The 11,372-nt window shown below is 39.3% G+C and carries 14 protein-coding genes and 1 tRNA gene; 6 read left to right on the forward strand and 9 right to left on the reverse strand.

Features of this window, described 5'->3' with window-relative positions:
- Positions 1 to 4: 4 nt before the first annotated feature.
- From AAHJ11_RS20540 to AAHJ11_RS20550, 3 genes are all read right to left on the reverse strand, one after another.
- A tRNA-Lys gene (locus tag AAHJ11_RS20540) sits at positions 5 to 77 on the reverse strand.
- Between the two features lie 89 nt (positions 78 to 166).
- Positions 167 to 970, reverse strand: coding sequence for an MBL fold metallo-hydrolase (locus AAHJ11_RS20545; RefSeq protein WP_148366649.1), 804 nt, complete (start codon positions 968 to 970; stop codon positions 167 to 169).
- A gap of 82 nt (positions 971 to 1,052) precedes the next feature.
- Positions 1,053 to 2,441 (reverse strand): peptide MFS transporter, encoded by a 1,389-nt coding sequence (locus AAHJ11_RS20550; protein WP_413580069.1) that lies wholly within the window; start codon positions 2,439 to 2,441, stop codon positions 1,053 to 1,055.
- 96 nt (positions 2,442 to 2,537) lie between these two features.
- Here AAHJ11_RS20550 and AAHJ11_RS20555 point away from each other — a divergent pair, with 96 nt between their 5' ends.
- Complete coding sequence (locus tag AAHJ11_RS20555; protein ID WP_148366648.1) at positions 2,538 to 2,960, forward strand: BT0820 family HAD-type phosphatase; 423 nt, start codon at positions 2,538 to 2,540, stop codon at positions 2,958 to 2,960.
- A 111-nt stretch (positions 2,961 to 3,071) separates the two neighbouring features.
- Here the strand turns inward: AAHJ11_RS20555 and AAHJ11_RS20560 are convergent, their stop codons facing one another.
- Positions 3,072 to 3,320, reverse strand: a complete 249-nt coding sequence (locus tag AAHJ11_RS20560) for a DUF6965 family protein (protein WP_413580070.1) — start codon at positions 3,318 to 3,320, stop codon at positions 3,072 to 3,074.
- Between the two features lie 144 nt (positions 3,321 to 3,464).
- Between AAHJ11_RS20560 and AAHJ11_RS20565 the strand changes: the two genes are divergently transcribed.
- The 4 genes from AAHJ11_RS20565 to AAHJ11_RS20580 all read left to right on the forward strand — a co-directional run bounded on the left by AAHJ11_RS20565 (position 3,465) and on the right by AAHJ11_RS20580 (position 5,630).
- Positions 3,465 to 3,899, forward strand: coding sequence for a copper resistance protein NlpE (locus AAHJ11_RS20565; RefSeq protein ID WP_258980696.1), 435 nt, complete (start codon positions 3,465 to 3,467; stop codon positions 3,897 to 3,899).
- A 90-nt stretch (positions 3,900 to 3,989) separates the two neighbouring features.
- Positions 3,990 to 4,439 carry a DoxX family protein gene (locus tag AAHJ11_RS20570; protein ID WP_413580071.1) on the forward strand — a complete coding sequence of 150 codons (450 nt, stop codon included), beginning with the start codon at positions 3,990 to 3,992 and terminating at the stop codon, positions 4,437 to 4,439.
- Between the two features lie 93 nt (positions 4,440 to 4,532).
- Complete coding sequence (locus AAHJ11_RS20575; protein WP_195650289.1) at positions 4,533 to 5,084, forward strand: DUF3332 domain-containing protein; 552 nt, start codon at positions 4,533 to 4,535, stop codon at positions 5,082 to 5,084.
- Between the two features lie 93 nt (positions 5,085 to 5,177).
- Positions 5,178 to 5,630, forward strand: coding sequence for a hypothetical protein (locus tag AAHJ11_RS20580; RefSeq protein WP_298045686.1), 453 nt, complete (start codon positions 5,178 to 5,180; stop codon positions 5,628 to 5,630).
- Here AAHJ11_RS20580 and AAHJ11_RS20585 read toward each other — a convergent pair.
- Positions 5,584 to 7,893: a BamA/TamA family outer membrane protein gene (locus tag AAHJ11_RS20585; RefSeq protein WP_413580072.1), complete on the reverse strand. Its 2,310-nt coding sequence runs from the start codon at positions 7,891 to 7,893 to the stop codon at positions 5,584 to 5,586. The genes AAHJ11_RS20580 and AAHJ11_RS20585 overlap by 47 nt on opposite strands.
- A gap of 142 nt (positions 7,894 to 8,035) precedes the next feature.
- Between AAHJ11_RS20585 and AAHJ11_RS20590 the strand changes: the two genes are divergently transcribed.
- Entirely contained in the window at positions 8,036 to 8,800 is a 765-nt protein-coding gene (locus AAHJ11_RS20590) for an RNA methyltransferase (RefSeq protein ID WP_320975242.1), read from the forward strand.
- On the opposite strand, the gene AAHJ11_RS20595 is transcribed toward AAHJ11_RS20590, so the two are convergent.
- From AAHJ11_RS20595 to AAHJ11_RS20610, 4 genes are all read right to left on the reverse strand, one after another.
- Positions 8,751 to 9,137, reverse strand: coding sequence for a hypothetical protein (locus AAHJ11_RS20595; protein ID WP_148366641.1), 387 nt, complete (start codon positions 9,135 to 9,137; stop codon positions 8,751 to 8,753). The two genes, AAHJ11_RS20590 and AAHJ11_RS20595, sit on opposite strands and share 50 nt — an antisense overlap.
- A gap of 5 nt (positions 9,138 to 9,142) precedes the next feature.
- Positions 9,143 to 10,219, reverse strand: coding sequence for a DUF4296 domain-containing protein (locus AAHJ11_RS20600; RefSeq protein ID WP_413580073.1), 1,077 nt, complete (start codon positions 10,217 to 10,219; stop codon positions 9,143 to 9,145).
- Positions 10,209 to 10,865, reverse strand: coding sequence for a lipoprotein signal peptidase (locus AAHJ11_RS20605; RefSeq protein ID WP_148366639.1), 657 nt, complete (start codon positions 10,863 to 10,865; stop codon positions 10,209 to 10,211). Before AAHJ11_RS20605 ends, AAHJ11_RS20600 begins: the two co-directional genes overlap by 11 nt.
- A 96-nt stretch (positions 10,866 to 10,961) precedes the next feature.
- On the reverse strand, positions 10,962 to 11,342 hold the full coding sequence (locus AAHJ11_RS20610; protein WP_004295883.1) for a TraR/DksA family transcriptional regulator: 381 nt from the start codon (positions 11,340 to 11,342) through the stop codon (positions 10,962 to 10,964).
- Positions 11,343 to 11,372: the final 30 nt, after the last annotated feature.

The raw sequence follows: 11,372 nt of genomic DNA on the forward strand, positions 1-11,372 counted from the left end.
TTTGTACACCCTCAGGGATTCGAACCCTGGACCCACTGATTAAGAGTCAGTTGCTCTACCAACTGAGCTAAGAGTGCTTAATTCCTCGTTTGCGGTTGCAAAAGTAGGTCTTTTATTTTATTTGACCAAACAATCATGCAGCTTTTTTACTATCTTTTTTTCGTCTTTATTCGAACACATAAAGCTCGGAAGGCGTATTTCGCTTTAAAGCAAGCAGTTGCACATCTTTGCCTACAATAACACCTTTGTTCTTTAATTTCCACTCCACCGTTTTATAAGCCAACTCCGGGTGATTATTGTCTTTACTTAAATGGCATAACCAGATATATCGCAAATGTTCAGTGATATTTTCCGCCAGAAACTCTGCAGTATCAGAGTTACTCATGTGTCCGGTTTTACTTGCAATCCGTTCCTTCAGATATTGAGGATAAGGGCCCATTTTGAGCATTTCCTCATCATAGTTAGCTTCAAGTATCAGATAATGGGCTTTACTGATATAATAAGCAGCTGTAGGAGTAATTTCTCCAAGGTCGGTTAAGAAAGAAAAGACTTTGCCATCAATTTCAATGCAATATCCCACATTGTCCGTTCCATCATGTGGCACTTCAAAAGATTCGATGTGAAAATCTTCCAGCGTCATAGGCTCTTGCTTTTCCAGATACCGAACTGACGAGCTAAGTTTCTCCGTCATACAATAGCTACGATTGATTCCAGCATGAATACGTGCAGTTGTATAAACAGGAATATTCATTTTTTCTCCCAGATTACCCACTGCTTTAATATGGTCGGCATGATCGTGCGTTATAAATACCGCACGAATACTATCCATCAAGATATTATAATCTTTCAGTGATTTTTTGATAGTACGTATGCCGATTCCGGCATCTATCAGTATCCCATAGGTTTCAGTGCCCAGATAATAACAGTTCCCACTACTGCCACTCGCCAGGCTTATAAATTTTACTTTCATGTTTTATCCTCTTTATTAAAATGCAAAATGCCGTCAACTTTTACAGCAAAGTGACGGCAAATATACATAAAAAAGCAGAGAATTACCGAGAAGCTTCCTTCTTTTTGTCGATGGATTCGGTGATTTTTGCAAATAATAGTAGCGCTACAGCGGCAATCAGACCTATAGCAGCAAAGTAATACCATATATAATGGGCATTTCCACTAGCTGCCTCCCATGCTTCCCTCGTCTCGAACAAAGCCGGATCCGGACAATATTTAGTGAGCAGAATTCCCGCCAGACCAAAACCGAAAATGGAGGAAAGGAATGAATGCAAATGACTGAATCCTAAATACATTCCTTCTTCTCCTTTAGGAGCCTGTAAAGAGAAATATTCCAGATAACGCGGTGAAATGAAACATTCGGCAAGCGCCTGTACAACTATACCCGCAATCATCATCAGAGTAATATTACTCATGCCTGTAATAAGATCATTACCCAGCAGATTTCCACATGCCATCAGTAATGCCGAAATAGGAATCAAAAACATTCCCACATTCATCGAAGTAATCGCACTGCGTTTGGCCATCAAACGGGTGATAAAACTAACGCAACAAACCACCACAAACGGATTCACATTGGCAATCCAACCCGGTTTTGCCGTCTCGCCAGCCATACGAATCACATATTTAGGCATAGTGGCATAAAGCTGCTGCTGCACCATCCAGAAACCAGTAACAATCAAAATAAGAATCAATAAACGCCAGTTTGTGATGATTCGCATAAATCCCTGTCCAATCTCATGGAGGCTTTTTCCTTCACCTGCCGTATGCGTCGATTTATAAAGAAGAATAACAGCAAGTAAAGCAACTATTGTCATCGCACCGGAGAAATAATTAATATAGATATACGCTTGCTCACCAATGACATTACGCAAAGGATCGATAATCGTTTTACCGGTGAAAGCCCCCACATTTACCATCATATAAAATATGGAATAACCACGGGCACGAGTTGCTTCCGTTGTTTCTTTAGCCACAGAAGCAGAGATAATGGACTTAATGAAAGAACCTCCCACCATAAGTACAAACAAAACCGGCACGATAATCCACCGGGTATAGCTATCAGGCAAACCATTAAATTGAGTAGTGGCACCATAGCTAACCAAACCGACAGCTTCCAGCAAAGTGGGCAGTACACCCAACCCTAAATATCCGATGGATAATAAGGAAAATGCTATAATCATTGATTTCCGGAAACCGATCTTGTCAGCATACGCACCGGAAAAAATAGGAAGCAGATACAATCCACCGGAAAAAAGCCCGGAAATCATACTTGCTTCGAAATCATTAAAACCTAAAATGGAAGATAGATAAATAGTGAGAACGATAAAAACGGCATAATATGCCATACGCTCAAACAGTTCGACTGTGTTGCTGACCCAAAATGCTCTCGTAAAGCCTTTAGCAGCACGCTGAGGGGAATTGTTCATGTATTTATATTTTTATTAAAATGTTAATTTGAGACAAAGATACGTTTTTTTGGCTTACTGTCCGTATCTTTGTTCCAAATTAGGTAATTAAAAACTATGATTATAGCTGTTGATTTTGACGGAACGATTGTAGAACATCGTTATCCACGCATTGGTGAAGAGATTCCATTCGCTATTGACACATTGAAGTTATTGCAACAAGAAAAGCATCGTTTAATACTATGGAGTGTGCGTGAAGGAGCACTTTTGGACGAAGCTGTCGAATGGTGTAAAGCCAGAGGTTTAGAATTTTATGCCGTTAATAAGGACTATCCTGAAGAGCAGAAAGACCATCAGGGATTCTCTCGAAAGTTGAAAGCCGATATGTTCATTGACGACCGAAACCTGGGTGGTTTGCCGGACTGGGGAGTCATTTACGAAATGATCAAAGAGAAAAAGACGTTTGCAGATGTCTATAGCCAAAGCGGAGAAGAAGAAAAAACATCCCTAAAAAAGAAGAAAAGGTGGCTGCCTTTCTAGGAAGCTGATAAATATCAAACTAATAAATAAAAATGCACTCTAATCATGTCAGATAAGAGTGCATTTTCATATTCATAAATGATTTATCATTCAACATTGAATCGCAATTTACTATGCTTCTTTATTTTCCCACTTTTCCCTAAACTCCCATAATTGCTCAATAGTAGGATGAAAAGTCGGATTCTCCCAGTTTCTCGAAATCATTGCAATCAAAGATTCCAAATACGATTTACCATCAATAATGGTAGTACATTTATTGACCTGATATCTTTCTGTTGGATAATTCTTTGTCTCAATCATCTTTTTTGCCCAGTTCAATAATTCCTGAACAGTTTCATTGTCATAAGTATGTTGTGCCATCTCTTTAGAATTTTCCGCAAAGATACAAAGTTTATTTATTCATAAATAAAGTTGTTCGTTTCTTTTTACTATAAAGATTCCATTTTAAATTTATACCTTTACGTCCAATATACTCAATTAGACTAACTAATAGAAGCAATAATTATGAAGAAATTTTTCATTTTAGTATGTTCATGTGCCCTTTTGGCAGCCTGCAACAATAGCGCGAAAACAAACAAGAGTGCCGGTACAGACAGCACCTCAATCGAAGCAACCGATATCCATAATGCGGAAAATTCACTTGATTACGAAGGGACTTATAAAGGAGTTTTCCCTGCTGCCGATTGTCCGGGCATTGAAATAACCCTGACATTAAATCCGGACAAAACATTCAGCCTCCATTCCGTATATATCGATAGAGACAGCTCATTTGACGAGAAAGGTACATATATTTTAAAAGACAATCTGTTGACTCTTAAAGAAGAAGGCGGAGAACTTTCTTATTATAAAGTGGGAGAAAATCATTTACGCAAGCTAACAATGGATAAACAAGAAATAACCGGAGAACTTGCAGACCATTATGTTTTAAATAAGGAATAAGGTCCAAACAAATTTTGCTATCAATAAAGAACAAATTCAAGATTTTTTATGTTTATATAAATAGATATAAACTTAAAAATAGAACAACTTATGATTTATAGTTTTTTATTTCCCACAAAATCGAATACAACGAAGGTATCTTTGTTGCTATTGGCTGTCCGGCTCATCTTCGGTATATTATTAATGAACCATGGTATCCAGAAATGGAGTAACTTCCAGGAGATGTCAGCAGTGTTTCCTGATCCGCTTGGAATAGGAAGTCCCCTATCTCTCGGATTAGCAATTTTTGGCGAACTCGTATGTTCGATGGCATTTATCATCGGATTCCTGTATCGCTTGGCAATGATCCCGATGATTTTCACAATGATAGTAGCCTTCTTTGTAGTTCATGCAAATGACGTTTTTGCAGTTAAAGAGCTAGCTTTCATCTATTTGGTCGTATTTATATTGATGTATATTGCCGGTCCCGGTAAATTTTCAATAGACCATATCATAGGAAACGAATTGTCACGGCGGAAGTCAAGAGCATACAAAAATTAGAAATAATAGTCCCGATTAATTAAAAAATATTATATTTGCATACACATAAGAGAGAAATTATCAATATTTTTTATTAATCAAAAACATTTTAACATGAAAAAAGGGAAACTGACTTTAGTCGCAGTAGTACTTAGCGGTAGCTTATTATTCAGTTCTTGTGTAGGATCATTCGGTTTATTCAACCGCCTGTCTTCCTGGAATCAATCAGTTGGAAACAAGTTTGTAAACGAACTCGTATTCCTTGCTTTCAACATTATTCCAGTTTATGGTGTAGCTTACTTGGCTGATGCTTTAGTTATCAACTCAATCGAATTCTGGAGTGGCTCCAATCCGATGGCTAATGTAGGTGATGTAAAGAAAGTAAAAGGAGAAAACGGCAACTACATGGTGAAAACTCTTGAGAATGGATATTCCATTACTAAAGAGGGCGAAACTGCTTCAATGGACCTGATCTACAACAAAGAAGCCAATACATGGAATGTCGTTGCAAACGGTGAAAGCGCTGAATTAGTAAAAATGAACAATGATGGCACTGCTGATTTGTTCTTGCCAAATGGCGAAAAGATGAATGTAACGTTGGATGCTCAAGGCATGCTGGCAGCACGCCAGGCTACAATGAGCAATCTTATGTTTGCCGCCCGCTAAAAATAAAAACAAATACGAAGGAGATGAAACATCATACGGGAGTTTCATCTCCTTTTTCAATCTTATCTTCTTCTATCAAGAATCTTTTGTACTATGAATAAACTACATACACTTATCTATTCTGTTCTAATCTTCACCTGCCTATCTTGTCAGCAACAAACTCCTCAAACTCAAATAGAACAGACAGCCATTGATTTCTGCGAAGCCTTTTATAATTTCAATTATCCGGTCGCCAAAGAATGGAGCACGCCTTCTTCCCAATCTTATCTTAGTTTCTTGGCATCCAATGTCGGTCAACCCCATCTGGAGCAACTCAAGACACGAGGCGCTGCAAAAGTTTCTGTTATTTCAAGTGAGGTAGATGCTAATTTAGAAGAAGCGTCAGTTGTCTGCCAAATCAAAAATGCATTCGTCATTCATCCTATCGGAGGAAAAATGGAATACGTAAGTTCCCTGCAAGATACGCTCGAGTTAGTAAGAGTAAATAATAAATGGCTGATTAGAAAGGATATCCCACAGCAAAATGGAAAGCAAAGTCACGACTGAATTTAGGATGGATGATGGGGAAATGCTCTTTCCTCGTTTCATAGGCGGGGTTGACAGCTTTCATACCTCCGTCAAAGCGCAGAATAAAGAAATCTAAATCCAAGCGAAGACCCAATCCGTAGGCCACTGCTATTTGCTTATAAAACTTATCAAACTTGAAAACCCCTCCAGGTTGATTGGCATAACTCCGGATGGTCCAGATATTACCGGCATCAATAAATACCGCCCCCTGAAACTTCCAGAATAACTTGCTTCGGTATTCAATACTGGCATCCAGTTTAATATCTCCGGATTGATCGAGCAAATTCCCATTTCCTGCAAAAGAGCCCGGTCCCAAATCGCGAACACTCCATCCGCGGACACTATTGGCTCCACCGGAGAAATATTGTTTCTCAAACGGAATAGTCTTCGCATTTCCATAAGGTACAGCTATTCCCACACCGGCATGAAACGCAAAAGAGTTACGATAATCAATTCTGATATTCTTAGCAAAATCAAACTCTCCCTTCAGATATTGAGCATATGGAATCCCTAGAATAGCATATTCACCATCACTGTTCTTCCGGATGTTTGCAGCCTTTGACAGAGCATACATTACATTTCCCGCCGATTCGAAATTAAAACGGATGGAATATGAATTAGAAACAATCGTATTATTGATAATCGATCCTCCTACACTATTATAATTATAGCTATATCCCATATTTATAATCAGCCGATCCTGATAATTATACTGGAATATATGGTTCTGTCCCTTATTTATATAGTCTTCCTTAAACCTTTCAGAGATACGGGGCAAATAAAGGAAAGCAATATTTATCAAATCAATACGGTGTTGTATCTTCTGACGCTGCGTCCACTTGTAACTCCAGTTAGCAGAAGCCATCGTGCGCAAGAACTCCGGTCGCAACTGATAATTATACTGTAAACCAAACTCTGTTGTAGCCCTGATTTTCCGTTTAAAATCAGAGGAAATGAATGGGAACAGGAAATTAGGAAAGTTGATACTCGTTTCCACCCCATACTCCGTATAGTTATTATTTGAATAACCAGCTTGAAGCCCGGAAATAACCTCATACGCTCCACGGAATTTTATCATAAACGTTTCCGATCCGCGAAAGAGATTCATATTCTGGAAAGAAACGGAAGCCGCCGCCCCCAAGTCACCGGCAGAATTGGTTCCCTCTACCTCGAAAGATACCGATTTATGTTTGCTCTTAGTCAACATCACATAACAATCGAGCATTGTTGAATCTCCAACTTGAGTCTCGATAAAACGGATATTCGTATATTTCAATGCAGACAAACGCCCGAAACTGGAATAGGTTTGTTGCACATCACGCTCATTAAACAAATCGCCGGAAGCAAACCGGAGGTTATCCGTAAGCACTTTAGGACGTAAATAGAGCTTATCCTTATAGTAAATCGGATATCCCTTATAATGAACCGAATCATTAATATCCACACTACTCAAAGCAGAAGACTGCAAAACGTCATAATCCGTAATAAAATTAATCTTATTGATCCAATATTGCTGATGTGCCCTTGCCGAATCACTCGCATGCACTTTATACATCTGCAAATGTTGAGTCAAATCTACATTATAAGTATTACGAACCGTATCGGCCGTATATCCGATATAATCCTTATTAAATTTATAGTAGCCATTCCGAAGCAACTTATTCGTGATGCGTTGCCTGTCCGCATCCAATACATTCACATCCAAATACATTCCTTCCTTCAGCAAGCTTCTGGCAGAATCCTGTTTGAGAAGAGAGGCTATTTTAGGATCATAAATATCATATTTGATAGATTGAACAACGTAAGGTTTGCCTGCCGTTACATCATAATACAGCTTAATCTTTTTCTTTTTTATTTTGGTCGAACGCTTCACGGTTGCCGCCATATATCCCATATTATGCACCGCCTTAGTGATCTCTTCTTCAGAGCGTTTCGCTTCGTCCTCGCTATATATTACAGGAGCATCCCCTATCCTTCTTAAAAACTTGTTTCCCCATTTGGTTGAATCACGTCCCGACAGATTGTAGACATAAAGTTGAGTCTTTATCAGGCTGAACCACTTGGCATTAGGATTTTGCCGAACATACATACGTAAGGAAGAAGGCCGTATGTTTTTCTGGTCCGTACGAATTTTAACTTCATCCAGCAAATAAGAACCATCCGGCACAAACTTAGTGGTAGTACACGAAGCAAGTGACAAGACAGCAGAAGAAGCAAGTAAATAAAGAAAATTTCTCCTCATACGGTTTTACATCGATAGCATAAAAAATGCGCTTACAAAGATAAATTATATTTTCTGACGGGAAAAATAAATTAAGAAAAAGAGAGGAAAGTAAGGATAGATTGGAAATATCTTTATAGCTTTGCAAAAGAATATCAAATTTATGGCATCACTAAGTAAAAACAAAATAAAGTATATCCACTCGCTGGAACTGAAGAAAATACGCAAAGAAGAGGGAGTATTTCTGGCTGAAGGTCCTAAATTGGTAGGTGATTTACTCGGACATTTTCCTTGTCGTTTTTTAGCAGCCACTTCCTCGTGGCTTCAAAAACATCCCGATATAGATGCAAGTGAACTGGTAGAAGTTTCACAGGAAGATCTTTCACGGGCCAGTTTATTGAAAACTCCCCAACAGGTACTTGCCATTTTCGAACAACCATCCTATACGTTGAATCCGGAAGTCGTGCGCCAATCACTTTGCCTTGCATTGGATGATGTGCAAGATCCCGGAAACCTCGGTACTATTATCCGTTTGGCCGATTGGTTTGGCATCGAACATATTATCTGCTCACAGAATACGGTAGACGTATATAACCCTAAAACCATACAAGCCACAATGGGAGGAATTGCCCGGGTGAAAGTGCACTATACTTCCCTCCCCGATTTTATCCGTTCACTCGGAGACACTCCTATATTCGGAACTTTTCTGGACGGAAAAAATATGTATGAACAACCATTGTCTGCCAATGGCCTGATAGTAATGGGAAATGAAGGGAATGGTATAGGAAAAGAAGTCGCTGCATTGATTAACAGAAAATTATATATTCCCAATTATCCGGAAGGTCAGGAGACATCCGAGTCTCTTAATGTAGCCATCGCTACCGCAGTAATCTGTGCCGAGTTCCGTCGACAGGCTGCATGGAAGTAAAATCAAAAGGATAAAATAAATAAGGAAATAGGGCTTCCCCCTTCTTTTCCGCTTCATGCAGATACTCCATCAAACATTGGGAAGATTGATTCGGAACATTGGGAAGATTGGATGAAAACACTGGGATGTTTTTAAAAATCATCCCAGTGTTTTTTATTTCTTCCATTTGGTTTTCAGAAAGCAGGGCAATCACTCCCGGCATCCATTCGACCGACTCAATCTCTTCAGTCAGTGGAAATACATCTCGGACAATTCCCTCACCGGTGATCTCCACCACCTGCTGCTTCATAAATCCTACAGCAGGTATCAGCAAATAATGAGAAGCAAAACGTTTCATTACAATCAGCGATTTTGACGTCTTTGTTGTTGCTGCCTGCGTTGATTCATCTGACGCTCCTTTCTTTGCTCCATTCTTTCCTTCTGGATATGTTGTTCCACTTCAATCTGTTCCGGTTTCTTCTCGCGATGAGTTCCCGTACGACGACGGTTCATTTCTTCCGGTGTCAGACGCTGCATGTCATCTTTCTCTTTGTCTATGATCTTATGCAAAGAGTCGGCATTTTCTTTAGCAGATATCTTCTTCAAAGAATCCGCTTTCAAAGCTTTTATCTTGTTCAAAGAATCGCGGACAGCAAACGAAACTGTGTCCGTACAATGATAACGAGTCATCATGAAACGGTCAGCCAATAATGCTCCTCCCTTTTCCAGACTATCTCCCGGATAATAAATGAAGCCTTTTATTTCTTTCATTGGACCTAATGTATCTGCAAACAAACGAATCTGTTGCACACCCGGTTCAGTCACCGTTTTCCAATGATTGATCGTATCTTTCTCATAAATCACCTGCATGGCCATCGTAACGCCTCTTAAAGAGTCGGCAAGCATCGGTTCGAGGAATCGATAGCGTACTTCCCATACCAGCGTATCACGGTCTTTGTAGTTAGAGTCGGTCGGCAAAGTGAATACATATTGATTATTCATCATTTCACCGGTCAAACGAATCATACGCTGCCACGACCAGACATCAATACTGTCACCCTGCTTAGTCATTTTCGGTTTCTTATCACGTTTGGCTATCAGGTCACCCACAAGTTCCTGTTCATCTTTCAAACGCTTCTTCACCTTATCATAAATTTTCGATAAAATCTCTGTGTTACGTGTATACCAAACCATAGACGAGTCAAATGCAGCCTGCGTAGTCCCGTATTTCTTAAAAACGGCGTCGATATACAATGCTTTCTTATAGTTCTCACTATAAGGCAAATTATCTCCCATAGACTTTGCCACATGATAATCATACAGCAAATTCTCCATCTTCGATTCCGAGATTATATCACTGGGTCTTTTCACTTTACACCCGGCTACTGCAAAAGCGAACATGCAGATGAGACACAGATGAAACCGAAATTTACTTTTCATGATCTGTAGCTTCCTTTTTATCTTTATCCAACGAATGATATGACTCATTCAAATATTTACTATAAAAAAGTAACAGGGCAATGATACCACAACTGATAGCGGCATCTGCAAAATTAAAGATCGGACTAAAGAATATAAAATGCTCTCCGCCCACAAACGGCATCCATGTAGGCCAGTTTGTATCTATAATCGGAAAGTAAAACATATCCACTACTTTTCCATAAAACCAGGTAGAATATCCACCGCCTTCGGGCATAAAGCTGGCAATCTGCGAATGAGTGCTTTCATTGAAGAAAACTCCATAGAACACACTGTCTATGATATTTCCTAAAGCACCGGTCAGAATAAGAGCCACACAAACAATGTAGCCTGTTTTGAACCCTTTCTTTATTATTTTATAAAGATACCATCCTATCAATGCCACCGCAACAATACGGAATGTTGTCAGGAACAGCTTGCCGAAAATTTCCATACCGAAAGCCATTCCGTTATTTTCGGTGAAATAGATATAAAACCAATCTGTCACACGTATGCTTTCATGCCAGTACATGTGAGTTTTAATCCAGATTTTGATGATCTGGTCAATAATCAATACGGAAAAGATAACGAACAGGGCAATTCTTCCCTTTGTGAATAGTTTCTTCATGTGTTTATTATAAATTAAACATAACGAGCTACAAGTGCCGTGCGTAAATTTTGCGCAGCTACTTGTAGCCCGTTACCTGTAGCCTATTGCTATCTGTTATTTTTTACCACTGTTCTTTGCTTCAATGCTTAACGTAGCGTGAGGAACAGCACGCAAACGCTCTGCCGGAATCAGCTTTCCGGTTTCACGGCAGATGCCATACGTTTTATTCTCAATACGTACCAAAGCAGCTTGTAATCCTTGGATAAACTTCAGCTGACGTTGTGCCAGGCGGGTTGTTTCTTCCTTGGAGAGCGTGTTAGCTCCTTCTTCCAATACTTTATATGTAGGAGATGTATCATCGGTATCATTACCGTCCAGTCCCATCAAACTTTTTTTCAACTGTTCATAGTCACGTTGTGCCAATTCCAGTTTCTCCATAATAATGGCACGGAATTCCTCGAGTTCCGCATCCGAATATCTAGTCTTTTCTGCCATAATTTTACAATTTAAAAAGGTTAATCAATA

The sequence above is a fragment of the Bacteroides sp. 90-K9/2 genome (genome assembly GCF_047310725.1).
Lineage (GTDB): Bacteria > Bacteroidota > Bacteroidia > Bacteroidales > Bacteroidaceae > Bacteroides > Bacteroides vicugnae.

What these genes read in the sequence shown, in the direction of transcription:
- AAHJ11_RS20545 (WP_148366649.1), bottom strand. Translation starts at nt 970, where the DNA reads ATGAAAGTAAAATTTATAAGCCTGGCGAGTGGCAGTAGTGGGAACTGT.
- AAHJ11_RS20550 (WP_413580069.1), bottom strand. Translation starts at nt 2,441, where the DNA reads ATGAACAATTCCCCTCAGCGTGCTGCTAAAGGCTTTACGAGAGCATTT.
- AAHJ11_RS20555 (WP_148366648.1), top strand. Translation starts at nt 2,538, where the DNA reads ATGATTATAGCTGTTGATTTTGACGGAACGATTGTAGAACATCGTTAT.
- AAHJ11_RS20560 (WP_413580070.1), bottom strand. Translation starts at nt 3,320, where the DNA reads ATGGCACAACATACTTATGACAATGAAACTGTTCAGGAATTATTGAAC.
- AAHJ11_RS20565 (WP_258980696.1), top strand. Translation starts at nt 3,465, where the DNA reads ATGAAGAAATTTTTCATTTTAGTATGTTCATGTGCCCTTTTGGCAGCC.
- AAHJ11_RS20570 (WP_413580071.1), top strand. Translation starts at nt 3,990, where the DNA reads ATGATTTATAGTTTTTTATTTCCCACAAAATCGAATACAACGAAGGTA.
- AAHJ11_RS20575 (WP_195650289.1), top strand. Translation starts at nt 4,533, where the DNA reads ATGAAAAAAGGGAAACTGACTTTAGTCGCAGTAGTACTTAGCGGTAGC.
- AAHJ11_RS20580 (WP_298045686.1), top strand. Translation starts at nt 5,178, where the DNA reads ATGAATAAACTACATACACTTATCTATTCTGTTCTAATCTTCACCTGC.
- AAHJ11_RS20585 (WP_413580072.1), bottom strand. Translation starts at nt 7,893, where the DNA reads ATGAGGAGAAATTTTCTTTATTTACTTGCTTCTTCTGCTGTCTTGTCA.
- AAHJ11_RS20590 (WP_320975242.1), top strand. Translation starts at nt 8,036, where the DNA reads ATGGCATCACTAAGTAAAAACAAAATAAAGTATATCCACTCGCTGGAA.
- AAHJ11_RS20595 (WP_148366641.1), bottom strand. Translation starts at nt 9,137, where the DNA reads ATGAAACGTTTTGCTTCTCATTATTTGCTGATACCTGCTGTAGGATTT.
- AAHJ11_RS20600 (WP_413580073.1), bottom strand. Translation starts at nt 10,219, where the DNA reads ATGAAAAGTAAATTTCGGTTTCATCTGTGTCTCATCTGCATGTTCGCT.
- AAHJ11_RS20605 (WP_148366639.1), bottom strand. Translation starts at nt 10,865, where the DNA reads ATGAAGAAACTATTCACAAAGGGAAGAATTGCCCTGTTCGTTATCTTT.
- AAHJ11_RS20610 (WP_004295883.1), bottom strand. Translation starts at nt 11,342, where the DNA reads ATGGCAGAAAAGACTAGATATTCGGATGCGGAACTCGAGGAATTCCGT.